Here is a 24086-nt window from a genome sequence, read left to right as displayed (position 1 = left end):
GGCCCGAGCCCGTCACAGTGCCGTGCGGGCCCCCGCGAGTACGGCGGTGTGCACGGCGCGGGCGATCCGCGCGCCCCAGGCGGACCGGGGTCCGGCGAAGGGTTCGCCGCCGTCGGGCCCCGGTTCGGGAGCGGCGACGCACACGGCGTCCGTGGGGGTGCCCGAGCAGTCGAGTCCGGCGTCCAGGAGGGCCTGCACCTTGGCCTCGGTGGCGGTGGCGACCGCGTTGACGAGGGCCGCGTCGGAGAGCGCGACGGGCAGGGTGACGACGATGTTGACCGTGCCCGGCCGGAACGGGGATGCCGGGGCCCGTTCCGGCCCCGGACACGTGTCCGGGGAGGCGGTCTCCGGGGCCGCCGCCCAGCCCCGTACGCCGAGGCCGGCGGTGACCGTCGCGGTGACCCCGCCGTCCTGGCCCGTCGTGTACGCGGCGACGTCGGCGGCGGTCATCAGCCCCGCGCCCGGCCCGGTGAGCCCCTCCGCGGCGGCGATCTCGGCGAGGTGCCGGTCCGGGTCGAGGCGTGGGTAGCCACCGGGGACCTGGGCGTTGAGGATCCAGGCCCGGGTGCCGATGCCGCCGCCGAGAACCGCGCTGCTGCACACCCGCAGGCCGGGCCCCAGCCGCCACACGAGGTGATGGAGGCGGTGCCCGTCCTCGTGGCGGTCGCGCAGTTCGCCGCGGTGCGCGGGTGCCCGGAGGTCTACGGGAGAGATGGCGCACCCCTGGTGGCTCGGCGGGTCGGCGGTGGTCCGTCGTTCCGCCGCCACGGTCCGCCCGATCATATGCGGGACCGGCGCCTCACCCGATTGGCCTAACGGGTGCGGGGGCGGCCCGGTGCCGCCGCACGGGCCCGGGGCTCCGCGCCGGGCATCCGGGAGCCCTGATCCGGGCAAGCGGGCGGTTGCAGCGTCCATGTGGGTGAGGCGCGATGGAATCCGGACGCGCCACCTCTGGTGGAGCCACCCACAGGGCGTGCCCGAGAGGAGGAATCGGTTATGGGAGCCGCTGACGGTTTCACGGATTCCGGAGAACTCGACGGTCTGACCGTGTACGACAACGACGGCGAGAAGGTCGGCAGCGTCGGCCGGGTGTACGTCGACGACGACACCGGCAAGCCCGACTGGGTCACGGTCAAGACCGGCCTGTTCGGCATGAAGGAGAGCTTCGTCCCGCTCGCCGGAGCCCGTCGGGTGGGCTCCGACCTGCACGTCGCGCATCCGAAGGACAGCGTCAAGGATGCGCCGCGCGTGGACGCCGACGCGCACCTCTCCGTGGCCGAGGAGGAGGAGCTGTACCGGCACTACGGCCTGACCAGGAAGTCCGGCAACCTCGGCGAGAACCGGACGGCGGGCACGGACGCGCCGACCGCCGCCGGGACCGGGGCCATGGGGGCGGCGGGCGCCGCCGGTGCGGCGGGCGCGGCCCGTGGGACCAGGACGCCCCCCGGCGCCAGGGCGACCGGCAAGGACACCACGGTGGGGACGAGCGCCGGAGCGGCCGGCGTGGGAACGACAGGAGCCGCGGGCATGGCAGGAGCAGACAGCGGTACGGGCAAGCACCGCGACACGGACGCCTCCACCGCGGGGCGCCCGCTGGCGGGCGCCGGTGCGGGCACGTCCCGGTCGGCCGACATGGGCGGCCGCGAGGAGATGATCCGCTCCGAGGAGCAGCTGCACGTCGGCAAGGAGGAGTACGAGAGCGGCAGGGCACGGCTGCACAAGTACGTGGTGACCGAGGAGGTCACCCGGACCGTGCCGGTCTCCCACGAAGAGGTCCGCGTGGTCCGCGAACCGATGCAGCCCGGTGAGAAGACCGCCGGGACCACGGACTTCGGCGAGCAGGACGTCGAGGTGACGCTGCACGCGGAGCGCGCCACGGTGCGCAAGGAGGCCGTGCCGGTGGAGCGGGTCCGGCTGGAGACCAACCGGGTCACCGAGCAGAAGGAGGTCTCCGCCGAGGTCCGCAAGGAGAAGATCGACTACGCGGACGGTACGGAGATGGGCAAGGGCAAGGACGCCGGTGGCGAGTTCGGCCAGGGGCGTCGCCGCTGACCGGCACTTCCTCTGGTGGCCACACGGCCGCTCCCACGTCCTCGGCCGCCGGGCGGACCCGTCTCACGGGCCCGCCCGGCGGGCTGTCCGGCGCCGTACGCGCTCAGCGTCGCGGCAGGAACCGCACCGAGGGGCGCCCGTCGGGCCCGTCCGGGGTGACGACCGCTCCGACCCCGTAGACGTCCGCGATGAGCTCCTCGGTGATGACCTCGACGGGGGTGCCGCCGGCGACGACCCGGCCGGCCTTCATCACGGTGATCCGGTCGCAGAACATCGCGGCGAGGTTGAGGTCGTGCAGCGCGACGACGCTGGTGACGGGGAGGTCGGCGATCAGCGCGAGCAGGTCCAGCTGGTGCTGGATGTCGAGGTGGTTCGTCGGTTCGTCGAGCAGGAGTTCGCGGGGCTGCTGGGCCAGGGCGCGGGCGATCTGGACGCGTTGGCGTTCACCGCCGGACAGGGTGTGCCAGGACTGCCCGGCGTGGCCGGTCAGCCCGGTGCGCCGCAGCGCCTCGGCGACGGCGTCCTCGTCGGTGCGGCCGGGGGCGGACCAGGCGCGGCGGTGCGGGATACGGCCGAGGCGTACGACGTCCAGGACGCTGAGGTCGACCTGGGTGACCGCGTGCTGGTCGACGACGGCGATCCGGCGGGCGACGGTGCGACGGCCGAGGCCGGCGAGAGCGTTGCCGTCCAGGGTGACGACCCCGGCGTCCGGGGCGAGGAGGCCCGCGAGGATCCGCAGCAGGGTGGACTTGCCGGAGCCGTTGGGGCCGAGCAGTCCGACGGTGGCGCCGGGCGGCGGGGTGATGGCCACGCCGTCGAGGATGAGCCGGCCGCCCGCCTCCCGGCGGACCCGCTCGGCGCGCAGTCCTTCACCGGCGTCCGCGGGGTGGTTCATGACGTGCTCCGGGTGCGGTACAGGACGAGGACGAACGCGGGAACGCCGATCATCGCGGTGACGACGCCGACCGGGATCTCCTGCGGGTCCAGGACGGTCCGGGCGAGGGTGTCGACCCAGACCAGGAACACGGCCCCGGCGAGCGCGGTGACCGGGAGGAGCCGCCGGTGCCCGGAGCCGGTGAGGGCGCGGGCGGCGTGCGGCAGGACCAGCCCGACGAAACCGATCGCCCCGGCCGCGCTGACCAGGGCCGCGGTCAGCAGCGCGGTGGCGCACAGCAGCACGATCCGGGTGCGGGCGACGTTCACGCCGAGAGCGGCGGCGGCGTCCTGACCGAAGGCGAAGGCGTCGAGCGTACGGGCGTGGGCGAGGCAGATCACCAGGCAGACGGCGAGCACGGCGGAGCAGAGGACGACCTCGCTCCAGCCGACCCCGCTGAGCGAGCCGAGGAGCCAGAACAGCACCCCGCGGGTCTGCTCGGCGTCGGCGGACGTCATGACGACGAAGGAGGTGAGGGCGGAGAAAAGCTGCATCGCGGCGACGCCGGAGAGGACGACCCGGTCGGTGGAGCCGCCGAGGGTGTGGCTGAGCAGCAGCACCAGGGCGAACGAGAGCAGCGCCCCGACGAACGCCCCGGCCGACAGCGACACCGCTCCCCCGCCGACCCCGAGGACCACCACCACGACCGCCCCGGTCGAGGCGCCGGAGGAGACGCCGAGCACGAAGGGATCCGCGAGCGGGTTGCGCAGCAGGGACTGCATCACCGTGCCGCAGACCGCGAGGCCCGCGCCGCACACGGCGGCGAGGAGGGTGCGGGGCATGCGGAGGTTCCAGATGATGCCGTCACGGATCGGGCTGAGGCCGGAGTCGCCGAACCCGAGGTGCGCGGCGACGACGGACCGCACGTCGGGCACGGAGATCCGGGCGGGCCCGATCGTCACCGCGACGGCGACGGACGCCAGCAGGAGCAGGATCCCGCCCGTCCAGAGCGGTACGGCGAGGCGGGCCCCGTGCCGGGAGGGGCCGGGCCCGAAGACGGGTGGCGCCGTGCCCCGCTCCCGGGCCCCGGGCTCCGGTCGCGCCGCCGTTCGGTTCCCGGTGCTCATCCCGCGAGCCCGAAGCCGCGGAGACCGGCCGCGACGCGTTCCAGGCCCTCGACCGTCCGGATGGTCGGGTTCATGGCCTGGCCGCTCAGCAGCACGTAGCGGCGGTTCTTCACGGCGTCCATGGTCCTGGTGACCGGGTTGGACTCCAGGAACTCGATCTTCTTCGCGGCGCTCTCCGCCGTCTGCGTCGTACGGGTCAGGTCGCCGATGACCAGGACGTCGGGGTTGCGGTCGGCGACGGTCTCCCAGCTGACCTGGGGCCATTCGTCGTGGGTGTCGTCGAAGACGTTCTGCGCGCCGAGTTCCTCGGTGATGACGCCGGGCGCCCCGCAACAGCCCGCGAGATAGGGGGCCTTGGAGTCGGAGAACCAGTAGAGGAGGGAGGTGTCCGACGCGTCGACGTCTTCGGTGGCCCGCTCCACGCGTGCCCGGAGCTTCTCCACCAGGGCCTCGCCGCGTTCGGGTACGCCGAACACCCGGGCCAGTTCCCGGACTTCCGTGTAGACGCTGTCCATGGCCAGTGGCGCGGTGCGGGCTCCGTCGCCGCCGCCGCTGTTGTCCTTGCCCGCGCAGTCGGCGGGCGAGATGTAGGTGGGGACGCCGAGCCGTTCGAACTGTTCGCGGGGCGCGACGCCGCCCTTGGCGAGGGTGGAGGTGAAGGACGCGGAGAGGAAGTCGGGTTCCTTGTCGAGGACCTTCTCCGAGGAGGGCCGGTTCTCCGAGATCCGTTCGACGCCCGCGTTCGCCTTCTCCAGCCCCTTCATGACCGGGTCGGTCCAGGTGGCGGTGGCGGCGAGCCGGTCCGCCAGACCGAGCGAGAGCAGGATCTCGGTCGAGCCCTGGTCGACGGAGACCGCCCGCTCGGGCGGCGCCTTCACGGTGACGGTGCGCCCGCAGTTCTCGAGCGTGACCGGGAATCCGTCGGCCGTGCCGCCCCCGGCGGCCGTGGTGGTGCTCCCGTCGCCGCCGCAGGCGGTGAGCACGAGGAGTCCCGCGGCGAGCAGGGCGGCGGCGCGTATCGGGGCAGGGGTGGCCGTGGGCAGCACGAAGGACCTCGGTGTCTCTGGGCCCAGCCGCGGAGCCCGTCGTACGGTACCCGCGCCACGGTTCGGGCGCGGGCGCCAGCAGGTCTTCGGACTCGGGTTCGTCCGGGCGGGACGCCTTCCCGGAGCACCTGTGCGCTCCAGTGGCCGTGGCCCCGCCCGTCCCCCTCACCGCTGCGCGTCAGTTCCGGATTCGCACCGGATTCCCTGACCCCGTCGTGGGGTTCGACTGGCCCCGGCAAGCTATCACGCGTCTTCGGGCTGGTCGGGGGCGGTGCGGCGGGCGGCTGCGGGCGGGGCCGGTGCGGCGCGGGATCGACCCGCCGCACCGGCCCGGTGGATTCCGCCCGGACCGCGGAGCCCGGGGGCGACCGGTCCGGGTCGGCCGGTCGGGGCTCGCGGAGTCCGGGACGCGGGGCCTGGGTTACGGGGCCTGGAGGGCGATCACCGCGTTCTGGCCGCCGAAGCCGAAGGAGTGGCTGACCGCCCGACGTACGGGCACCCGGCGCGGGGCCTTGGTGACGCAGTCGATGTCGAACCCGGGCTCGGGGGCGTCCAGGTTCGCGATCGGGGGGACCACTCCGTGCTGGAGCGTGAGGACGGTCAGGCCCGCTTCGATGGCGCCGGCCGCCCCCATGCAGTGGCCCAGCACGCCCTTGGGGGCGGTGACGGGCGGCCGGTGCGGATAGGACCGGCGGATGAGGGCGGCTTCGGTGGCGTCGTTGAGGGGGGTCGACGTCCCGTGCGCGTTGACGTGGTCGACCTCCTCGGCGCGCCAGCCCGCATCGCGCAGCGCGGCCTCGACCGCCGCCCCCGCCACCTCCCCGGACGGGTGGGGGCTGGTGGGGTGATGGGCGTCGGTGGTGGCGCCCGCGCCCGCGATCAGCGCCCGGGGAACGGCGCCTCTCGCACGGGCGTCCGCCGCGCGCTCCAGGACCATGATGGCCGCGCCCTCGCCCATGACGAGGCCGGCCCGGTCCGCCGCGAAGGGCCGGCAGAGGCGGGCGGGGTCTCCGTCCCGCAGCGCCGCCGCGCCGGAGCGGGCGAAGCCGGTCATGGCGACCGGGAACACGATCGACTCGGTGGCCCCGGCGATGGCGATGTCGCACCGGCCCAGCGTCAGCATGTCCCGGGCCACCGACAGCGCGGTCACGCCGGACGAACAGGCCGTGCACGGGGCCAGGCTGGGCCCGGTGGCCCGCATCCCGATGGCGATCTCGGCCGCGGGCATGCTGGGGATGGTCAGCAGGATGCCCGAGGGTGAGGTGGCCGCGGGCCCCCGCCGCTCCAGAGCGACGGTCTGTTCGGTGAGTCCGGCGGATCCTCCGCTGCTCGTGCCGACGACGACGGCGACCCGGGCGCCGTCCCAGCGCGCCGGGTCCAGCCCGGCGTCGGCGACCGCCTCCCGGGCGGCCAGGAGGGCGAACTTGACGTACCGGCCCATCCGGAAGGCGGTCCGGCCGCCGACCGCGTCGTCGAGGTCGATGCCGGTGACCGTACAGGCGAAGTCGACTTCGCAGCCCAGCAGTTCGGGAACGGTACGGGCGGGCGACACGCCCGCGCAGACTCCGTCCCAGGTGGTGTCGGTGGTGTGGCCGACCGGGGTGATCATTCCGAGCCCGGTGACGGCGATGGCGGGTCGCTTCATCGGGTGTTGCTCACCGGCACCGTGGCCTCGGCGCCCGCGCCGCCGACGACCGCGTCGATGTACGCGGAGATGTCGGCCAGCGTGGAGCCCTTGTACAGCTTCTCCGAGTCCGCGTCGACGCCCAGGGTCTCCTTGATGACGACGGCGAACTCGGCGACCGCGAGGGAGTCCATCTCCAGGCTGTCCATGGTGGACTCCGGAAGGATCTCGGCGGCGGGCACCTTGAACGTCGCGGTCAGCACCTCGGTGATCTTGGGGTGGATGGTCTGCATGGTGGTTCCTCTCATCGGCGTCTCATCGGCTTGGCTTCGTTCTGCGCGGCGGGGACGTGAAACGCGACGGCCCACCGCCCGATGTAACTGGATGACGATCCTCCGGTTACGCCTTCGGGCGAACCGATTCGTCTACGCTCACCTGCGGCTTCTCGAACCACCTGGAGAGCATGGAAGTGGTTCCCCAGTACGCCAGCAGGACCCCGCGGGTACCGAGCGCCGCCACCTTCTCGCGCAGCGGGCGCCGCCTGCTGCCGCAGACGGGCCGCCGGAACTCGGCCGCGCGGCCCCGGATCCCCGCCCGGCGGCCCCGGTGCCAGGGCCCCTCGGGGTCGTCGTACACGTCCGCGTACCCGGGCCCGGCGATCGGCCAGTCCGACATCAGGCGCTCGGGGAGCGCGAAGGTCTCCACCAGGGCGGGGGTGTGCTCGGCCACGACGGCGACCGCGTCCTCCACCGCGTCCGGCAGAAAGGTGACCTGATCGGCGGTCAGCCGTCCGGACGCGAGCAGGGCCCCGCTGTTGTGGGCGATCCACCGGAGCGCGAAAAGCCTGCGCAGCTCGGACAGCCGTTGGCGCGCCGCACCTTCGGGCAGGGAGGCGACCGCCTCCGCGTACGCCTCGTCCGCCTGCCGGCAGGCGTGCGCCTCGACGCCGCGCAGCGCGGCCGACGAGGCGGCGTTCCAGCGGCCGAGCGGGTCGCCGGGCGGGGCGGCGGCCATCCGCTCGCGGGCGCGGGCGAACCAGAGGTCCTCGACCGCCGCGAACAGCCTCCCGAGGAAGACGGGGTCGTCCAGGCCGCCCGGGCCGTCGTCCTCGGCCGGTTCCGGGGCGGTGGCGCTGAACAGCATCTCGGCGGCCGCCTTGGCGTGCACGGCGAGGTTGTCGCCCTCGGCGGTGATCGCGCCCTCGATGCCGGTGAACAGCTCGGTCATGCCGTTGTTCTCCAGGAGCCCCTGGGCGCCGCACCGTTCACGGCACTCGACGATGACGGCGCGCGCCTGCCAGGTGATCCACCCCTTGGCGACGGCCACCAGGCGCTCCGCCTCCCCCCGGTCGGCCTCCGGGGCGGACTCCCAGCGGTCCAGGGCCCTGCGGTGCAGCAGGCTCATCGCGTAGACGGTCGCCATCGCCCCGGCCAGCGGCCCGTGATGGGTGCGGTGCGCGTAGACCGGGATCCGCCCCACCGCGCGTGATCCGGAGATCATCCGGTGGCCGGCGTACCGCACGGCGATGGCCAGGGTGACCCGGGCGGAACCGACCGCGCAGGCGCTCATGGAGAGCTTGCCGGGGGTGACCCGACCGATGGAGGCGAGGAACCGCCTTCTGCGGTTGGGGACTTCGCTGTGGAAGCGGCCGTCGTCGCCGACCCGCCCCTGTTGGCCGGCGAGCAGCGCGCCACGCGGCACGAAGCGCCGGTCGAAGGAGGTGAGGCAGTGGTCGACCGGGGAACCCATCCGCGGGGGCAGCCGTCGCACCCGGACGCCGGGCAGGGCGCGGTGGGCGTCGGTGAGCGGGACGAGGAAGAGGAAGACCCCGTGGTCGGCGCCGTCGACGAGCAGCCGGGCCGCGACCACACCGGACTTGGGGCCGCCGGCGGGGCTGGTGTTGGGCATGAACTTCTGCGCCCCGGCGTGCGGGGTGTGCAGCACGAACCCGTCGCGTTCGCGGTCGTACGTCGCGGTCGTCTCGATGGCCGCCGCGTCGTTGCCGTGCGCCACCTCCGTACAGAGGAAGGTGCCCACGCGCCGGAGGGCGAGGAAGTCCGACACGTCGCGCGGGGCGCCCGCGTCGTGGTCGAGGAGACTGCCGAGGAAGAGGTTGTAGTGGATGCCCGCCACGGTGGTCAGCGCCGGGTCGACGGGGCCGAGCCACTCGTGCAGGGCGGCCAGCGCCCGGGGGTCCGCGGCCAGCCTCGCGCCGCTGTCGAGCGCGTCGTTGAGGATCCGCAGCCGGTGGTAGGAGAGGGCGAGTCGTTCGTCGGGGGTGCCGCCACCGGGACGGCGAAACGGCTCCGTGGTGAGGAGTCGGCGCCAGAATCGGTGCTCCTGACGGAAGTTCGGTCCGAAAAGCACGGCGGTGAGCAGGTCGTTCGTCGACGGCGGGGCCGCGTCGTTCATGATTACGGTCACAACAAAGTAACGATCAAGGAACGGCGAGGACACCCCCGCCGTCCCGAAATGCCCCTGTGGATCAGGCGCGTTGGAAGGCGAGGGCGACATTGTGGCCGCCGAAGCCGAAGGAGTGGCTCAGAGCCGTCTCGACCCGTTGCCGACGGGGCTCCTTGGTCACGCAGTCGAGCGGGAAGGCGTCGGGGAGCGCGTCCAGGTTGGCGATCGGCGGGATGACGGAACGTTCCAGCGTCAGGACGGTGGCCACCGCCTCGATCGCGCCCGCCGCCGCCAGGGTGTGCCCGACGACGCCCTTGGGCGCGGTCACCGGTGGCCGGTGCGGGAAGAGGCGGGAGATGAGGGTGGTCTCCATGGCGTCGTTGAGGGGTGTGGAGGTGCCGTGGGCGTTGATGTGGCCGACGTCGGACGGGTCCCAGCCCGCCTGGTCCAGCGCCGCACGGACCGCCCGCTGGGCGCCGTACCCGTCGGGGGCCGGGGCGGTGGGGTGGTGGGCGTCCGTGCTGGACCCGGCCCCGGTGAGCAGGGCGCGCGGGCGACCGCCCCGGGCACGGGCCGCCGCCTCGCGCTCCAGGACGAGCATGGCCGCGCCCTCGCCGATGACGAAGCCGTCGCGGTCGGCGGCGAACGGGCGGGACGCGCCGGCCGGGTCGCCGGTGCGGGTGGAGAGCGCGCCCATCCGGGCGAAGGCGGTGACCACCAGGGGGGCCAGCACCGACTCGGCGCCGCCCGCCACCACCACGTCACAGCTGCCGCCGAGCAGCAGGTCGCGGGCGACGGCGACGGCGGTGGCCCCGGAGGCGCACGCGGTGGCGGGCGCGAGACTGGGGCCGCCCGCCTTCAGCGCGATGGCCACCTCGCCCGCCGCCGCGTTGGGGATCATCATCGGAACGAGCAGCGGGGAGACCGCGTCGGGGCCCGAGGCGGCCAGCCGGGCCGCGTTGTCCACCAGGACCGAGACGCCGCCGACCCCCACGCCGAGGACCACCCCGACCCGGCTGCCGTCCCACCGTGCCGGGTCGAGGCCGGCGTCGGCGACGGCCTGCCGGGCGGCCACCAGGGCCAGCTTCACGAACCGGGCCATCCGCCACACCGACCGGCCGCCCACCGCCTCGTCCAGGTCGATGCCGTCGACCGGGCAGGCGAAGTCGACCGGCAGGCCGGCCAGTTCCTCGCACCGCCGGGCGGTGGAGTGCCCGGAGCAGAGCCTCTCCCAGAAGCTGTGCTCGTCCGCCCCTGCGGGTGTCACCAGGCCGACCCCCGTCACCGCGATGGCGGTGCCGGTTCCGGCCTCGGTGCGCTGATCAGCGGGGAGCGACATGCTGTGTTCCTTCCGTAGAATCCGTGGAAATGGTCGCCGGGGCGCCCGGCCAGCGAAGCGCCGCCGAACCCCAGGTCAGTCCGCCCCCGAAGGCGGTGAGCAGCACCCGGTCGCCGGAGCTGAGGCGGCCTCGGCGCGCCTCGTCGGCCAGGGCCAGCGGAATGGAGGCGGCGCCGGTGTTGCCGACCCGCTCGATATGGGTGACGCAGCGCTGCGGCGCGATGCCGACCCGCTCCGCGACGGCGTGCAGGATCCGGGCGTTGGCCTGGTGCGGCACGAAGCGGTCGACCTCGGCGGGGTCCCAGCCGACCCGGTCCAGCAGTGTCCGGCAGGAGCCGGTCATCCGCTCGACGGCGTGCTGGTAGACGGTGCCGCCCCGCATGCGGAAGAACCCGTCGTCCGGGGCGGGCGGCTTTCCGCTCGCCCGTGCGCGGGCCCCGCCGCCGGGGACGGTGATCAGGTCGTAGCCCGTGCCGTCGCTGCCGAGGTCGAAGGCGAGCAGTTCCCCGGGGTCGCCCAGCCGCCCGGCCGCCACCAGCGCGGCGCCGGCCCCGTCGCCGAAGACGACGCCCGCCGAGCGGTCGGCCGGGTCGAGCCAGGTCGAGTAGGCGTCGGCGCCGACCAGCAGGACCCGGTCGTAGAGGCCCGAGGCGACCAGCCCGTGGCAGACGGCGAGTCCGTAGACGAAGCCGCTGCACACGGCGGCGATGTCCAGGGCCGGTACGGTGCCGAGCCCGAGCCGGACCGCCAGTGCGGGGGCGGTGCCCGGACAGAGGTGGTCGGGGGTGGCGGTGGCGAGGACCACCGCGTCCACCTCCCCCGCCGCCGGATCGCGGGCCAGCAGCCGGGAGGCGGCCTCGTAGGCGAGGTCCCCGGTGGCGACGTCCGGTCCGGCGCGGTGCCGGCTGCCGATGCCGGTGCGGCGGCGGACCCAGGCGTCGTCCACGCCCCAGTCGGCGGGGAGCCGCTCGTTGCCGACCGGCTCCCCCGGCACCCACCCCGCCACGCTCTCCAGCACGGCCGTGCGTGCTCCGGCCCCTAAGACGCCCGCCCGCGCCCCCGGCTCCGTACCGCTGTCGGCCACCTGTCTCCTCGCCACCCGTCGCCCCGATCCCGTTGTCGTACTGCATCCGGTTGACGAACGGCGGAACGTCTCACGAGGATGCGTTCGACTGCGCCGAACGGGTCATGACGTGGCGTCAGGTGTTTACGAGCGCCTCGCGGAGCTCGTCCGCGCCGGGTGGACTGGCCCCGGCCCGGGAGACGGTCACCGCGGCGGAGGCGACCGCGTGGCGCAGCACGTCGGTGACGGTTCCCCGGTCCACGGCGTGCAGCCGGCCACGGGCGCCGGGGCCGAGGAGCCCGTGCGCGGCGAGGGCGTGGAGGGTTCCGGACATGAACGCGTCGCCCGCGCCGACGGTGTCGACGACGTCGACCGGCGGGGCCGCGGCGACGGCGCGGCCGTCGGCGAACAGGGCGAACGCACCCGCCCCGCCCCGGGTGACGAGGACGAGCGCGGGGCCCGCGGCGAGCCACCGTTCGGCCACCCGCTCGGGCCGCTCGCCCGGATACAGCCACCGGAGGTCCTCGTCGCTGGCCTTCACCACGTCGCTCAGCGCGACGCAGCGCTCGACCCGGACCACGGCCCGGGCGCGCTCGCCCATCAACTCGGGCCGTACGTTGGGGTCGTAGCTGACGGTGGCGCCGGCCCGCAGGGACTCCACGGCGGCCAGGACCGTCGCGGCGCCGGGCTCGACGACGGCCGCGATCGAACCGGTGTGCACGTGCCCCGGTGTCCGGTCGAGCGCCACCGGGCACAGGGTCCAGCCCACCTCGAAGGCGTACGTGGCGTGCCCGTGGTCGTCGAGGGTGACGGCCGCCGACGGGGTGGGGCCGACGGCGTCGTCGGTACGGACCTCGACTCCGGCGGCGGTCAGGTGGTCCCGGATGAGCCGGCCGTGGGCGTCCGGGCCCAGCTGGGTGAGGAGCGTGGTGTCATGGCCGAGCCGCGCCAAGCCGTACGCGACGTTCGCGGGGCTGCCGCCCGGGTGGACCCGGTCGGGCTCCTCCGGCAGCCGGACGATGTCGGCGACGCATTCGCCGATGACCAGCGGATCACATCGGTCGGGCATGGGGGCGGGTCTCCTGGGTCGACGGGGCGGGGAGTCGTCCGGCGGTGGAGCCGTCCGCCGGGGCGGCGGCCGGCGGGGCGGCGGCCGGCGGGGCCAAGGTCGGGGGCGTCCGGGGGAGTTCGTCGGGACCGCACCGGTCCGGCCGGAGGAGCGGCTTCGCGGGGGCGGCCCGGCGGAGCCAGAGCAGGGCGCCGGCCAGGACGACCGCGGCGGCCAGCAGCCAGGGCAGCGGGCCCGGCGGCAGAGTGCCGGCGGCCAGTCCGGCGCCGGCGGCGACCAGTTGCAGGGAGAGCGACTGGACGGAGAGCGCGGTGGCGCGGCCCGAGGCGTCGACCCGGCGGTGCAGCAGGTCGTTCTCGTTCGGGCCCGCGGCTCCGAGGCCCAGGTGCACCAGCCCGTAACCGGTGACGGCCACCGTCGTGGCGAGGGCGCTCATCGCATGCGCGGTGAGGCCGAGGAGCGTCAGCCCCAGCGTCACCACCCCGAGGCTCACGAGCACCGCGCGCTCACTGCCGCCGCCGAGCCGGGCGGCGAACGGGGCGAGTTGGCTGCCCAGGGCGTGGCAGAGGAATCCGGCGCAGGCGAGCCCCGCGAAGACCAGGGCCCCGGATTCGGCCGTTCCCATGAGGGCGGCGGCCCGGCCCGGGGTGAGCAGTTCCATGGCGGCGAGCGCGGCGCCCGCGGCGCTCGCGGTCAGCAGGATGCGCCGGATCAGGGCGTCCCGGGCGCCGAGCCGGAGCCCGGCGGCGATCGCGGCGGGCACCCCGCCCACGACCCCTCGCACGCCCGTCCGGGGCCGGGTCGGCTCGGTGAGGGCGCTCAGCACGTAGAGCACGAAGACGACCTCGACCAGCGCGCCGAGCAGAGCGGGCACGGAGAGCAGGATCACGAGCCCGCCGGTCGCGTCGGCCAGCCACGGGGCCAGGCCGGGGACGCGGCCGAGCAGCCAGGGCAGCCCGCCGCCGAGCAGGGTGCCGAGCGCGAGGGCGGCCGAGGTGGCGGAGCTGCCGCGCGCCAGCCCCGTACGCAGATCGGCGCCGGGGCCCGCGTGGGCGTGGACGGTGTCGACGTACCAGGCCTCGGCGGGCCCGCTGGACAGGGCGCGGGCCAGCCCCATCAGACCCATGCCCAGGGCGATGGCCCAGCCCGCCGCGCCGAGGCCGATGAGGGTGAAGGCGGTCAGGTTGAGCAGCCCGGCGATGGCCAGGACGGGCCGCCGCCCGATGACGTCGGAGAGCCCGCCGGTGGGCAGCTCCATCGCGGCGGCCGTGAGGGAGTGCACGGCGTAGAAGCCGGCGACGGCGGCGAGGCCCATGCCGCGTTCGGTGAACAGGAGCACTCCCGTGGCGATGGACATGCCGATGGGGAGCCAGAAGAGGAAGGAGACCGTGGCGAACCGACGGCGCGCGGTCGCCTCGTCCGGGCCGCCCCGAGGTGCGGGAACGGCGGTGTCGGGCGCGCCGGTCATGGGGCGTCTCCGACGGCGGGGGCGTCCGGGGCTCCGGAGTCGGCGTCCGCGCGGTCCGGATCCGAGGCGTCCGGACCGGCGACCGGGTCCGGGGCCAGTGGCAGTCCGGCGGTGAACAGGACGACCTGCTCGGCACGGGGGTCCTCGGCGTCGCGGGCGGTCAGCTCGTCCGTCTTCTCCTGGAACACCCGCCACAGCTCGGCGAGGGACTCGGGGGTCAGCCGGGGCATCGCGTCGCTGACGCCCGACGGCTCCTGCCACTCGGGGCCCAGCCGACCGCTCTCCAGGTCGGCCTCATGGCGGTCCAGCGACAGTTGGAGGTGCTCGATCTGGCGGCGGTGCAGGACACCGAGGATCGTGCTGCCGCCCGGGCTGCGGCGCATCGCCTCGTTGCTCCAGGAGGTCGTGCCGTGCACGGACTTCCAGCGCCTCTCCCGGCTGTCGCGGTGTTCGGCCTCGGTGACGAACGCGTATTTGGCGAGCACCCGCAGGTGGTAGCTGGTGGAGGCCGAGGACTCCCCCGTCCGGGCCGCGAGCTCGCTGGCGGTGGCCGGGCCGTGCTGGCGCAGCAGTCCGAGCAGGGTGAGGCGCAGGGGGTGGGTGAGCGCCTTGAGGGCGGCCCCGTCCCGCGCCGGATCGAGTACGCGACGACCCGCTTCACTGTCCATGACCGCAGCGTAGAACGGATCGAACACTTTCCCAAAGTATTTTTGCAGAATATTTTTTGGGAATCCGCCGGGGCTCGGCGGGCCGGCCGCCCTCAGGAGTCGGCCCGGGCCTCGCGCCGCGCCCGGAGAACCTCGACCGCGTCCCGGCACCAGTCGCGGTTGGCCCGTTCGAAGTCCCGTCCGCGCCGGCAGGTGAGGTACGGGCCGACCCGTGCGCCGTGGAGCAGGAACTCCGCCTCGCCGCGCTCCCCGCGCATCGCACGCAGCTGCTCCTCGAACAGCGCGGCCTTGGCCTCGGCGAACGCGTACCGCTCGGTGAGCCGATCGATCAGCACATCGGTGTCGAGGTGGTCGGCGGCCTGGACCTGGACCAGGAGGTCCTCCCGCAGGAACGAGGGTTTGGCGGCGGCGGACGCGAAGCTCTCCAACTCGGCCAGCCCCTCGCCCGTCACCCGGAACAGCCGCTTGTTGGGGCGCGCCACCTGTACGACCTCGCGCCCCGCGACCAGGCCCTCCTTCTCCAGCCTGGCCAGCTCCGCGTAGACCTGCTGCGGCAGGGCGTGCCAGAAGTTCGCGACGCCGGCGGCGAACGCCTTCGTCACCTGGTAGCCGCTCAGCTCCTCGTCGAGCAGTGCCGCCAGTACCGCGTGACGCAACGCCATCGGACCGCCTCCCTCTCCGCCGCGGCCGGGCCCGTCCCCGCCCACCCCTGTTCGGAACACCGACCCTCATGATACTCATGAAAGTGACTAGTCACTTTCATGAGTATGCGTGCTTCTCGGCGAGGACACGCCTCATCAAGGAGGACCCATGACCACCGCAGTGGACCGTTTCCGCGCCGCCGTCGACCGTCGCGACCTCGACGCCCTGGACGATCTGTTCACCGAGGACATCCGGCTCTACAGCCCGGTGAAGTTCACCCCGTTCGAGGGCAGGCCGATGGTGCTGGGCCTTTTCGGGGTCCTGCTGCGCACCTTCGAGGACTTCCGTTACGTCGGGGAGTTCGCGGGCGCCTCGCAGACGACCGCCGACGGGACCGAGGCCCCGTCGGCGGTCCTGCTCTTCCGGGCGACGGTCGGCGGCCGGGAGATCCACGGCATCGACCTCCTGCACCTCGACGACGACGGCCGGATCAAGGAGTTCACCGTGATGGTCCGCCCGGCCTCCGCCGTCCAGGCGCTGGGCGAGGCGGTGCTCGCCGGCCTGGTCGCCGACGGCCTCGCCCCCGCGCCCTGACCACGCCCCGCGGTCGCGCCCGCGCCCGGCGCCGGCGCTCCGGGCTCAGCTCGCCCGCGCCGCCTCCAGGGCGTCCGCGACCAGGCCCAGGAACCGGGCGTGGTCGCGGGGCCCGTAGAGGGGCTCGGGGTTCCACGGGACGACCGGGACCGGAGCCGTCCCGCTCCCCCGCAGCTCCTCCAGCGGGGCCGCGTGGGCGCGGATGTCGGTCAGGATCACCTCGGGGCGCAGCGCGAAGGTGTCGGAGCGGTTCTGCGTCGACCAGTTCGCCCCCGGGCCCTCGGCCGGTGCCACGACCCGGACGCCCAGTTCGGTGAGCACGCGCAGTTCCGGCCACATCCCGGGGCGCGCGACATGCGCCTGGTCCGGGCCCGCCGGGGAGAGGGCGAGCACCCGGGGCGCGTCGGCGGAGGTGGCGGCCACCACGGAGCGCAGCCGCTCCCGGGCGGCGTCCAGCTCCTGGCCGGCCCCCGGCCGGGCCGTGGCGCCGAGCGAGCGGGCCAGCTCGGCGAACCGGTCGCCGATCTCACCGAACGTACGGGCCTGGCTGACGTCGAGGACGACGACCGGGACCCTCTCCTCCAGCGGCTTGGCGGTCTCCGGGGTCAGCCCGTAGACATGGCCGCCGCCGTAGCTGACCGCCACCACGAGATCCGGTTCGGCGCTCAGCAGCCGTTCGACGTCCAGGGCCGATCCCGCACCGACGTACGCGACCTCGCCCAGCGGCAGGGTCCCGGTCTTCGCCGTGTCGGGGTCCGGTCCGTCGTGGTCGGAACCGAAGATCCCCACCGGCCGGATCCCGAGGTCCCACAGGGTGGCGCCGGCCTGGACATAGGCCAGCACCCGCCCGGGCGGCCGGGGCGCCGTCGACTGCTGACCCCGGTCGTCGGAGAACCGCCATTCGCTCTGTTCCGTCACGTCACACACGCCCCTCTGCCGCCGACTGCCGTTCCATTCGTGCGAGTTCGTACACGTGTACCTGCCCACCTCCTCACCGCCACACCCCTCCGGCCAGGGAACAAACGGCCGTCAACCGGTTCCGGCCACGACGGGCGCCCGCCGTCACGGAGTGTTAGAAATGAGGGACCCTCAGTCATCGGGCGGCGCCCCCGGCCGGCCCCCCTTCCGGACGGAGTCGACTCCGCATGCGCGCGACCCTTGTGAAGGCAGCCCTGGCCGTCGGTCTCGGCGCGTCGCTCTGCGCGGCCTCGGCGGACGCCCCGGCCTCGGCCGGGGCCGCGGCCCGTCCGGTGGCGGAATCGGCCAGGGCGGTGACCTGTCCCGTGGTCGACGTGCTGGCCGTCTTCACGCCCAAGGCCGCGAAGCGGGTCGGCGGCGAGCACCGGGTGCCCTCGTCGGCCCAGCGCATCGCCACCCGGATGAACCGCTCGCTGGCCGGGGGCGGTCTCTGCGGCGTCATCCGCGTCGTCCACCCGTACACGGCCACCGGTTACGAGGGCTCCGAGGAGTTCCGCGCCGCGCACAGCGCCCTCAAGGACCACGCCTCGGCGGGGCTCGGGCGCCAGGTGCACGAGCAGCGGGCGCGGTACGGCGCCGATCTGGTGACGCTCGTCGTGGACCGGGAGGAGCGGGGCGGCGGCACCGCGGACTACACGCCCGAACTCGACGCGTCCACGGACGAGTACGCCTACGCGGTCGTCGAGGTCGACGGCATCGACCTGGACTCGGCGAGCCACGAGATCGGCCACAATCTGGGCCTCGCCCACGACCGCACGACGCTGGCGGGCAACACGGACGGATCGATGAGCGTGAGCCGCAACCGTCCGTACAACACCGGCTGGATCACCGAGGACGGCAATCACTACACGATCATGGCGTACCGCTCCGCGTGCGGGAACCACTGCCGGCGGATCAGCCGGTTCTCCGGCGCGACGGAGACCTGGAAGGGGCACCGGCTGGGTGACGCGGACAACGACGGCGTACGGGTGCTGCGCGAGACCATGCCGATCGTCGCCGGATACCGCGACAAGCGCTGACCGCGCAGTCGCTCGGCGCGCCCCGGCGCCCCGGAGGCTCCCGGGCGGCCGTGACGCCCCGCGGGGTGCGTCAGCCGGTGGCGGCGCGTCCGTCGCGGGGGCGCGCGCCGTCGAGCGTCAGGTCCACGATCCGGCGCGCGAGCCCCCTGTCGAGCGATGCGCCGGTGAGCAGGACCCGGGCGAACAACGGTCCCGCCAGGGTCTCCGCCACCAGCCGGGCGTCGGTGTCCGGCGCCAGTTCACCGCGCTCGACACCGCGTCGCACGATGTCCTCGCCCCGCTCCAGCCGGGCGTCCCAGTACGGCAGGCGGGCCGCCTCGACGGACCCCGCGTCGGGGGAGGCGCCGAGGTGGAGCAGGGCCGCGCCCTGCGGAGAGGCGAGATAGTCCGCGACCGCCGACATCAACTGGGTCAGGTCCTGGCGCACGTCACCCGTGTCGGGCTCGGGCAGCGCCTCGTCGGCGTGCGAGCCGAGGGCGTCCAGCAGCAGGTTCTCTCGGGTCTTCCACCGCCGGTACACCGAGGTCTCGTGCACCCCCGCCGCCCTGGCGACCGCGGCGACCGTGGTGCCGGTGAGCCCTTCGGACGTGAGCAGGTCGACGGTGGCGGCCAGCACGGCCTGCCGCATGCGTTCGCCCCGGCGGCGCAGTGGCGCGGGGCTCTGGTCGGTGGTCACCCCCGAACCGTATCGCAAGGCAACTTGCTTTACCGGCAGGCGGGGCTTACGTTTCAAAGCAAGGCGACTTGCGATAGGCCGCCGATCCGAACCGTAAGGACCCGTCATGGAACGCATGCGCGCAGCGCGTCTGCACCTGCCCAGCCGCACCCTCGCCGTGGAGGAGGTGGTCAGGCCCGTCCCGGGTCCCGGCGAGGTACTGGTGAAGGTCGAGGCGGCGGGGGTCTGCCTCTCCGACGTGCACCTCCTCGACGGCACCCTGAGCCCGCTCCACCTGGAGGGGGACACGGTCACCCTGGGCCACGAGGTGGCCGGGACCGTGGCGGAGCCGGGTCCGGACGTCACCGGCTGGTCGCCCGGCGCCAGGGTGGTGCTCCAGGCGGGCGAGCAGCGCCGGGGCCGGACGCACACCCGCGGCGTCGACTACGACGGCGGCTGGGCCGAGTACGCCCTCGCCACCGCGTCGACCCTCGTGGCCCTGCCCGACACCCTCCCCTTCGAGCAGGCGGCGATCATCCCGGACGCGGTTTCGACCCCCTGGGCGGCGGTGACCGCCACCGGCGACGTCCGGGCGGCGGAGGCCGTGGGCGTCTGGGGCGCGGGCGGGCTCGGCGCGCACGCCGTGCAGTTGCTGCGGGCGGTGGGCGCGCACCCGGTCGTCGCGGTGGACCCCGCTCCGGCGGCCCGGCGGCGGGCCCTGGAGTTCGGGGCCGATCTGGCGCTGGACCCCGCCGATCCGCTGTTCCGCGAGAAGGTGCTCGGGGCCACGGGAGGCGTGGGCCTGCGGGCGGCGTTCGACTTCGCCGGAGTCCCCCCGGTCCACGAGCAGGCGCTGACGGCCCTGGCTCCGAAGGGACGGCTGGTGCTGGTGGGGCTCAGCGACCAGCCGCTGACCGTCGCCCGGGGCACGCTGTTCAGCTACCTCCAGCACCGGATCCTGGGCCACTACGGCTCGGAGGGCCACCATGTGCCGGAGCTCGTCCGGCTCGCCGAGGGCGGCCGGCTGGACTTCTCCCGGTCGATCAGCGACGTCCTGCCCCTGGAGGACGCGGCGGAGGCCGTGCGCCGGATGGAGACCAAGGAGGGCGACCCGGTCAGGATCGTTCTGCGTCCGTGACGGGCTCCTCGCGCTCGGCGCCGGCCGCCCGCTCCGGCTCGGGCCGCCGCAGCTCCACGTTGAACTGGGCGCCGGCGAGCAGCGAGAGATTGGCGAACCAGACCCAGATGAGGAAGACGACGAGCCCGGCGAGCGATCCGTACAGCCTGCTGTAGCTGCCGACCTGGGTCGCGTAGAGGGCGAACAGCGCCGACGCGGTGAGCCAGCAGAACGCGGCGAGGACCCCGCCGGGCAAGCCCCGGCGGACACCGCGCGCGGAGCGGGGGCCGGTGCTGAAGAGGACCATGATCAGGCAGGCCACGAGGAGGACCAGCAGCGGCCACTTCAGCGCCGCCCACAGGGTCTCCCCCTCGTGCGGCAGGCCGACGCGGCGGCCCAGCCAGCGGGCCAGCGGGCCGGTCATGACGATGGCGAAGGCGCTGGTCATCAGGAGGAGGAGCAGGCCGATCGCGGAGACGACGATGATGTGGGCCTGTCGCAGGGGCGGGCGGGTGTCCCGGACTCCGTGCATGGCGTGCATCGCCCGGCGGAAGACCGCGAGGTAGCTGCACGCGGACCACACGGCGCTCACGGACCCGGTGGCGACGAGCAGCCAGACGGCGGAGCGCTGTTCGGTGGCCGCCTCCAGCGGCCTGCGCAGCGCGTCACCGGACTCGGCCGGGGCGAACGCGGTGATGTCGGCGATGAGCGCGCCGGTCGCGTCGGGGTTGGCCAGTCCGATCACGGAGACGGTGACCAGGAGCGCCGGGAGCAGCGCGAGGATGGCGTAGTAGGTCAGGGCGGCGGCCCAGTCGGTGATGTCGTCGTTCCACAGCGAGACCGGAGTACGCCGCAGGGCGGCGCCCCAGCGGCGGGGCAGGGCGGCGGGGGCGGTGCTGTCCGCGGCGGACGCGGTCTGGGTGGGCAAGCTGGTACTCCGGGGACGTGGGCGGACGCGGTGGGCGGCGTGACCTGTCCGTCTCCGGACGCGCCGACTCCGCTCGATCCTCTCCTGCCACGTCGCGGCGGAAGCACACCCCTACCCGGCCGGCAAGTCCCGCACGCTCCGGCGGGTCAGTCGTTGACGGCGGTGAGCAGGACCACGGCGTCCTGGAGCGCCAGCAGTCCGTGCCGTTCCCGCGGGATCGGGTGCAGGGTCCCGGACGGCAGCTCGGCGTCCCCGGAGGCGGCGGTGAGGCGGACGCTGCCGCGCAGGACGAGGAGCGAGGCGGCGGGCGGCGCGTTGTGCTCGTCGAGCGCCGTGCCCTCGGTGAGGGCGATCACCGTCTGCCGCAAGGGGGGCTGCTGGAGCAGGAGGTGGGCGCTGCGGCCGTGCGCGGAGGCGCGGGCGGCGGTCAGGTGTTCCTCGGCGAGTGCGTTGAGGTCGTCCATGTGCCCACTGTGCCGCAGCCGCGACGGCGCCGCGATCCGCGGCGTCAGCGGGGCGCCTTCGCGGTGGAGCCGCGGACCACCAGCTCCGGCTCGAACAGCAGCTCGTCCGGAGGGACCGACCCGCCCTGGATGCCCGCGCAGAGCAGTTCGACGGCGGCCCGGCCCATGGCCTCGATGGGCTGGCGGATCGTGGTGAGCGGGGGTTCGGTGCAGTTCATGAACGCCGAGTCGTCGTAGCCGACGACCGAGATGTCCGACGGCACCCCGAGGCCGCGCCTGCGGGCCGCCCGCACCGCGCCGAGCGCCAGGGGGTCGCTGGCGCAGATGATGCCGGTGACGCCGCGCTCCAGCAGCCGGGAGGCCGCGGCCTGCCCGCCCTCCAGGGAGAACATCGAGCGCTCGACGTTCTCCTCGGTCAGCTCCCCGCCGGTGGCCGCCGCGACGGACCGGGCTGCCGCGAGCTTGCGGCGGGAGGGTACGTGGTCGGAGGGGCCCATCACCACGCCGATGCGCTCGTGGCCGAGGGAGGCCAGGTGGCGCCAGGCGCGCTCGATCGCGACGGCGTCGTCGCAGGAGACGCAGGGGAAGTCCAGCCCTTCTATGGGGGCGTTGATGAGCACGACGGGGATGCGGCGCTCGGCGAGCCGGTGGTAGTGCTCATGGGCCTCGTCGGCCTGGGCGAACAGCCCGCCGGCGAAGACCACCCCGGAGACCTGCTGCTGGAGCAGGAGGTCCACGTAGTCCGCTTCGGAGACTCCGCCCTTGGTCTGGGTGCACAGCACGGGGGTGAGCCCCTGCTGGGCGAGGGCGCCGCCGATCACCTCGGCGAACGCGGGGAAGATCGGGTTCTGCAGTTCGGGCAGGACGAGGCCGACGAGCCGGGCGCGCTCGCCCCGCAGTTGGGTGGGCCGCTCGTAGCCGAGGACGTCCAGGGCGGTCAGCACGGACTGCCGGGTGGTCCGGGACACCCCGGGCTTGCCGTTGAGCACCCGGCTCACCGTGGCCTCGCTGACCCCAACCTTCTTGGCAACCTGTGCAAGTCGTCGCGTCATGCCGCAAGACTAGCGTAAGCAGCGCAAACTATTGACTTATCAACGCAAGGATTGCATGCGCGCAGGGGCGCTTCCCTGTCATCGGGAAGCACCCCCGCGCCGGTGTCCGCGGCCCCTCCTGCGGGCTACGGGTTGTTGATGATCTTGAAGGTGGAGGTGGTGTTCCTGATGTCCTGGGCGTTGTCGCTGAGCTTCAGGCCGTTGAAGGTCACCTCGCCGACGGCCGGGCCCTGCCCGGCCTCCGGCATCTCGTTGGCCCACAGCCCGAACCCGGACTTGGCGTCGAAGGCGTCACCGCTCTTGCGCGCACCCGAGATGGAGACGTCGGTCAGCACGGTGTCCTTGATGGGGAACTGAGGCTGTCCGCCGACGTAGTTCGTCTGGAACATGATCCCGCTGTAGGTGGGGTCGACGATGTCCACGTTGTTGATCCGGATGCCCTGGAACACCTTGGACGCCGAGAACAGCCAGATGCCGGGGAAGGTCTGCGATCCCCAGAAATGACCGCCCGCGCGCACGATCGAGACGTTCTCGATCCTCGTCGGTCCGGTCCCGAAGCCGTTCATCGGATAGCCGAAGTCCAGCGAACTGACCGTGATCCCGGAGTACACCAGGGTGTCGGCGATGTGGATGTTGCGGAAGGTGTTGTCGTAACCGCCGTAGACGGCGACGCCCGCCGCGCGCCAGGTGAGGATCGAGGTCAGGTTCTCGTAGACGTTGTTCTTCATGTCCGCTCCCCCGGCGTCGATCGCCGAGAAGAGGGCGAAGCTGTCGTCGCCGGTGGCCCGAGCCTCGTTGTTGGTCACCAGGTTGTCGGTGGACCCGTTGGTCATGTTGACGCCGTCGGCGAACATGTTGCGGATCCGGGAGTTCTTGATGGTGACGCTGTCGGTGTTGGCGCCCCAGTAGAGGCAGACCATGTGCTCGTTCCAGATGTTGTCGATGACGATGTCCGACACATTGGAGAAGTCGAACACCTTGCCGGGGCCGTCGATCCGGGACGTGTAGTTGCCGAAGTACGCGAAGTTCGCGAACGAGGACCCCTTGGCACTGGCCTCGGCCCGGAAGCCGACGTCGGTGTTGTCCTGGGTGGAGGGGGCGTTGAAGCGGGTGTACCAGGGCCCCGCGCCGACCACCTTGACGGCCTTGCCGTAGACCTGGAACTTACTGGCCGTGGTGTACTGCCCCGCCGGGAGGTAGACGCCCACAAGGGTGCCCGTGGTGTCCATCCGGACCTTGTCCAGGGCGTTCTGGACGTCCTGGTGGGTGAACCCGGCCGGCACCGTGTACGTGGCGGGGTTCGGGTTGGCGACCGGTGCGACCTGCTCCAGGTTGATGAAGTCGATCGCGTACGTGGTGGTGTTGGCGCTGTCCTTCTGGAGCCGGATCTTCGATCCCGCCGGAACGGTCCTGCCCAGCATCGTGTTCGCCTCGTCGTAGATGTGACGGGGCGCCCCGGAGCCCGGGGAGTTGCCGGGAGCGGCCTCGTTCCCGTACAGCCAGGCGTACTTGGACGTGAGGTCGATCGCCTTGAGGAAGACTCCGTCCACGTAGACGTTCAGGGTGGAGTCGATGCCGCCGCCGCCCGGGGCGTCGGGGATGGAGAACCGGGTGACCAGAGTGTTGGTGGCCGCCCGGGTGGTGAACTCGACGTAGTCGCCGGTCCGGTCGAGGGTGACGGCCTTGCGGCCCGAGGCCTCGCCCGCGACGTCGCCGATCGTCCGGTTCGGGCCGACGGTCTTCGCGGCGCCGCCGGCCGTGCCGTCCTCCGCCTCGTACATGTCGTACGGCATGTTGGCGCCGCGGCCGACGAAGAGTGCCTGGGTGGAGGTGTTGTTCTCGCGTTTGACCGGGAGTTCGTTGGCGTCGGCCGCGATCACGGTCCGCACGGTGTACGAGCCGTT

23 protein-coding genes and 1 riboswitch are annotated in these 24086 nt (G+C 73.7%); of the genes, 4 read left to right on the top strand and 19 right to left on the bottom strand.

All coding sequences use genetic code 11. From position 1 onward, the window contains the following. Nucleotides 1-12: 12 nt before the first annotated feature. The gene (locus tag DTB53_RS24510) at nucleotides 13-783 is read right to left on the bottom strand and encodes an adenosylcobinamide amidohydrolase (RefSeq protein WP_012382095.1); all 771 of its coding nucleotides are present in this window, start codon (nucleotides 781-783) and stop codon (nucleotides 13-15) included. Nucleotides 784-996: 213 nt separating this feature from the next. Here DTB53_RS24510 and DTB53_RS24505 point away from each other — a divergent pair, with 213 nt between their 5' ends. Further along, nucleotides 997-2052, top strand: a complete 1056-nt coding sequence (locus tag DTB53_RS24505; RefSeq protein WP_012382094.1) for a PRC and DUF2382 domain-containing protein — start codon at nucleotides 997-999, stop codon at nucleotides 2050-2052. Nucleotides 2053-2155: 103 nt separating this feature from the next. Here DTB53_RS24505 and DTB53_RS24500 read toward each other — a convergent pair whose 3' ends face one another. From DTB53_RS24500 to DTB53_RS24445, 12 genes are all read right to left on the bottom strand, one after another. After that, nucleotides 2156-2947 (bottom strand): ABC transporter ATP-binding protein, encoded by a 792-nt coding sequence (locus tag DTB53_RS24500; RefSeq protein ID WP_012382093.1) that lies wholly within the window; start codon nucleotides 2945-2947, stop codon nucleotides 2156-2158. Further along, on the bottom strand, nucleotides 2944-4053 hold the full coding sequence (locus DTB53_RS24495) for a FecCD family ABC transporter permease (RefSeq protein ID WP_012382092.1): 1110 nt from the start codon (nucleotides 4051-4053) through the stop codon (nucleotides 2944-2946). The genes DTB53_RS24500 and DTB53_RS24495 overlap by 4 nt, the downstream gene beginning before the upstream one ends. Further along, nucleotides 4050-5099: an ABC transporter substrate-binding protein gene (locus DTB53_RS24490; protein WP_012382091.1), complete on the bottom strand. Its 1050-nt coding sequence runs from the start codon at nucleotides 5097-5099 to the stop codon at nucleotides 4050-4052. Before DTB53_RS24490 ends, DTB53_RS24495 begins: the two co-directional genes overlap by 4 nt. Nucleotides 5100-5159: 60 nt before the next feature. Beyond that, nucleotides 5160-5345, bottom strand: a riboswitch (cobalamin riboswitch). Between the two features lie 175 nt (nucleotides 5346-5520). Continuing rightward, a complete protein-coding gene (locus tag DTB53_RS24485) occupies nucleotides 5521-6744 on the bottom strand; it encodes a beta-ketoacyl-[acyl-carrier-protein] synthase family protein (RefSeq protein WP_012382090.1) in 1224 nt (407 codons plus the stop codon). Continuing rightward, complete coding sequence (locus DTB53_RS24480) at nucleotides 6741-7016, bottom strand: acyl carrier protein (RefSeq protein ID WP_003970955.1); 276 nt, start codon at nucleotides 7014-7016, stop codon at nucleotides 6741-6743. The genes DTB53_RS24485 and DTB53_RS24480 overlap by 4 nt, the downstream gene beginning before the upstream one ends. Nucleotides 7017-7122: 106 nt before the next feature. Then, on the bottom strand, nucleotides 7123-9135 hold the full coding sequence (locus tag DTB53_RS24475; protein ID WP_012382089.1) for an acyl-CoA dehydrogenase family protein: 2013 nt from the start codon (nucleotides 9133-9135) through the stop codon (nucleotides 7123-7125). 73 nt (nucleotides 9136-9208) lie between these two features. Next, complete coding sequence (locus DTB53_RS24470; RefSeq protein ID WP_003970953.1) at nucleotides 9209-10465, bottom strand: beta-ketoacyl-[acyl-carrier-protein] synthase family protein; 1257 nt, start codon at nucleotides 10463-10465, stop codon at nucleotides 9209-9211. Further along, the gene (locus DTB53_RS24465; RefSeq protein ID WP_032773912.1) at nucleotides 10449-11549 is read right to left on the bottom strand and encodes a beta-ketoacyl-ACP synthase 3; all 1101 of its coding nucleotides are present in this window, start codon (nucleotides 11547-11549) and stop codon (nucleotides 10449-10451) included. Before DTB53_RS24465 ends, DTB53_RS24470 begins: the two co-directional genes overlap by 17 nt. 115 nt (nucleotides 11550-11664) lie before the next feature. Then, nucleotides 11665-12597, bottom strand: a complete 933-nt coding sequence (locus tag DTB53_RS24460; RefSeq protein ID WP_012382087.1) for a carbohydrate kinase family protein — start codon at nucleotides 12595-12597, stop codon at nucleotides 11665-11667. Beyond that, the gene (locus DTB53_RS24455; RefSeq protein ID WP_012382086.1) at nucleotides 12581-14065 is read right to left on the bottom strand and encodes an MFS transporter; all 1485 of its coding nucleotides are present in this window, start codon (nucleotides 14063-14065) and stop codon (nucleotides 12581-12583) included. The genes DTB53_RS24460 and DTB53_RS24455 overlap by 17 nt, the downstream gene beginning before the upstream one ends. Then, complete coding sequence (locus tag DTB53_RS24450) at nucleotides 14062-14733, bottom strand: winged helix-turn-helix domain-containing protein (RefSeq protein ID WP_012382085.1); 672 nt, start codon at nucleotides 14731-14733, stop codon at nucleotides 14062-14064. The genes DTB53_RS24455 and DTB53_RS24450 overlap by 4 nt, the downstream gene beginning before the upstream one ends. Before the next feature lie 92 nt (nucleotides 14734-14825). After that, nucleotides 14826-15395, bottom strand: a complete 570-nt coding sequence (locus DTB53_RS24445) for a PadR family transcriptional regulator (RefSeq protein ID WP_012382084.1) — start codon at nucleotides 15393-15395, stop codon at nucleotides 14826-14828. A 148-nt stretch (nucleotides 15396-15543) separates the two neighbouring features. On the opposite strand from DTB53_RS24445, the gene DTB53_RS24440 reads away from it, so the two are divergent. Further along, the gene (locus tag DTB53_RS24440) at nucleotides 15544-15969 is read left to right on the top strand and encodes a nuclear transport factor 2 family protein (protein ID WP_012382083.1); all 426 of its coding nucleotides are present in this window, start codon (nucleotides 15544-15546) and stop codon (nucleotides 15967-15969) included. Nucleotides 15970-16014: 45 nt separating this feature from the next. On the opposite strand, the gene DTB53_RS24435 is transcribed toward DTB53_RS24440, so the two are convergent. Beyond that, the gene (locus DTB53_RS24435) at nucleotides 16015-16887 is read right to left on the bottom strand and encodes an ABC transporter substrate-binding protein (protein ID WP_030703126.1); all 873 of its coding nucleotides are present in this window, start codon (nucleotides 16885-16887) and stop codon (nucleotides 16015-16017) included. A 227-nt stretch (nucleotides 16888-17114) separates the two neighbouring features. Between DTB53_RS24435 and DTB53_RS24430 the strand changes: the two genes are divergently transcribed. Then, on the top strand, nucleotides 17115-17966 hold the full coding sequence (locus DTB53_RS24430) for a M12 family metallo-peptidase (RefSeq protein WP_003970945.1): 852 nt from the start codon (nucleotides 17115-17117) through the stop codon (nucleotides 17964-17966). Nucleotides 17967-18036: 70 nt separating this feature from the next. Here the strand turns inward: DTB53_RS24430 and DTB53_RS24425 are convergent, their stop codons facing one another. Next, nucleotides 18037-18642: a TetR-like C-terminal domain-containing protein gene (locus DTB53_RS24425; protein ID WP_012382081.1), complete on the bottom strand. Its 606-nt coding sequence runs from the start codon at nucleotides 18640-18642 to the stop codon at nucleotides 18037-18039. 106 nt (nucleotides 18643-18748) lie between these two features. Here DTB53_RS24425 and DTB53_RS24420 point away from each other — a divergent pair, with 106 nt between their 5' ends. After that, the gene (locus DTB53_RS24420; protein ID WP_012382080.1) at nucleotides 18749-19759 is read left to right on the top strand and encodes a zinc-binding dehydrogenase; all 1011 of its coding nucleotides are present in this window, start codon (nucleotides 18749-18751) and stop codon (nucleotides 19757-19759) included. On the opposite strand, the gene DTB53_RS24415 is transcribed toward DTB53_RS24420, so the two are convergent. The 4 genes from DTB53_RS24415 to DTB53_RS24400 form a co-directional block, all read right to left on the bottom strand. Then, a complete protein-coding gene (locus DTB53_RS24415; RefSeq protein ID WP_003970942.1) occupies nucleotides 19737-20666 on the bottom strand; it encodes a YihY/virulence factor BrkB family protein in 930 nt (309 codons plus the stop codon). The two genes, DTB53_RS24420 and DTB53_RS24415, sit on opposite strands and share 23 nt — an antisense overlap. A gap of 146 nt (nucleotides 20667-20812) precedes the next feature. Continuing rightward, a complete protein-coding gene (locus DTB53_RS24410) occupies nucleotides 20813-21130 on the bottom strand; it encodes a cupin domain-containing protein (RefSeq protein ID WP_003970941.1) in 318 nt (105 codons plus the stop codon). A gap of 44 nt (nucleotides 21131-21174) precedes the next feature. Beyond that, nucleotides 21175-22182, bottom strand: coding sequence for a LacI family DNA-binding transcriptional regulator (locus DTB53_RS24405; protein WP_003970940.1), 1008 nt, complete (start codon nucleotides 22180-22182; stop codon nucleotides 21175-21177). Between the two features lie 125 nt (nucleotides 22183-22307). Then, nucleotides 22308-24086, bottom strand: a 1779-nt coding sequence (locus tag DTB53_RS24400; protein ID WP_370454221.1) for a right-handed parallel beta-helix repeat-containing protein, incomplete at its 5' end; no start/stop codon positions are given.

Source organism: Streptomyces griseus (assembly GCF_900460065.1).
Lineage (GTDB): Bacteria > Actinomycetota > Actinomycetes > Streptomycetales > Streptomycetaceae > Streptomyces > Streptomyces griseus.
Note: the sequence above shows the minus strand (reverse complement) of the source record. Positions and strands in the feature narration are given on the sequence as shown.

Excerpts from the sequence above, each read along its gene's own strand:
- DTB53_RS24510 (WP_012382095.1), bottom strand. The coding sequence starts at position 783 with ATGATCGGGCGGACCGTGGCGGCGGAACGACGGACCACCGCCGACCCG.
- DTB53_RS24505 (WP_012382094.1), top strand. The coding sequence starts at position 997 with ATGGGAGCCGCTGACGGTTTCACGGATTCCGGAGAACTCGACGGTCTG.
- DTB53_RS24500 (WP_012382093.1), bottom strand. The coding sequence starts at position 2,947 with ATGAACCACCCCGCGGACGCCGGTGAAGGACTGCGCGCCGAGCGGGTC.
- DTB53_RS24495 (WP_012382092.1), bottom strand. The coding sequence starts at position 4,053 with ATGAGCACCGGGAACCGAACGGCGGCGCGACCGGAGCCCGGGGCCCGG.
- DTB53_RS24485 (WP_012382090.1), bottom strand. The coding sequence starts at position 6,744 with ATGAAGCGACCCGCCATCGCCGTCACCGGGCTCGGAATGATCACCCCG.
- DTB53_RS24480 (WP_003970955.1), bottom strand. The coding sequence starts at position 7,016 with ATGCAGACCATCCACCCCAAGATCACCGAGGTGCTGACCGCGACGTTC.
- DTB53_RS24475 (WP_012382089.1), bottom strand. The coding sequence starts at position 9,135 with ATGAACGACGCGGCCCCGCCGTCGACGAACGACCTGCTCACCGCCGTG.
- DTB53_RS24470 (WP_003970953.1), bottom strand. The coding sequence starts at position 10,465 with ATGTCGCTCCCCGCTGATCAGCGCACCGAGGCCGGAACCGGCACCGCC.
- DTB53_RS24460 (WP_012382087.1), bottom strand. The coding sequence starts at position 12,597 with ATGCCCGACCGATGTGATCCGCTGGTCATCGGCGAATGCGTCGCCGAC.
- DTB53_RS24455 (WP_012382086.1), bottom strand. The coding sequence starts at position 14,065 with ATGACCGGCGCGCCCGACACCGCCGTTCCCGCACCTCGGGGCGGCCCG.
- DTB53_RS24450 (WP_012382085.1), bottom strand. The coding sequence starts at position 14,733 with ATGGACAGTGAAGCGGGTCGTCGCGTACTCGATCCGGCGCGGGACGGG.
- DTB53_RS24445 (WP_012382084.1), bottom strand. The coding sequence starts at position 15,395 with ATGGCGTTGCGTCACGCGGTACTGGCGGCACTGCTCGACGAGGAGCTG.
- DTB53_RS24440 (WP_012382083.1), top strand. The coding sequence starts at position 15,544 with ATGACCACCGCAGTGGACCGTTTCCGCGCCGCCGTCGACCGTCGCGAC.
- DTB53_RS24430 (WP_003970945.1), top strand. The coding sequence starts at position 17,115 with ATGCGCGCGACCCTTGTGAAGGCAGCCCTGGCCGTCGGTCTCGGCGCG.
- DTB53_RS24420 (WP_012382080.1), top strand. The coding sequence starts at position 18,749 with ATGGAACGCATGCGCGCAGCGCGTCTGCACCTGCCCAGCCGCACCCTC.
- DTB53_RS24410 (WP_003970941.1), bottom strand. The coding sequence starts at position 21,130 with ATGGACGACCTCAACGCACTCGCCGAGGAACACCTGACCGCCGCCCGC.
- DTB53_RS24405 (WP_003970940.1), bottom strand. The coding sequence starts at position 22,182 with ATGACGCGACGACTTGCACAGGTTGCCAAGAAGGTTGGGGTCAGCGAG.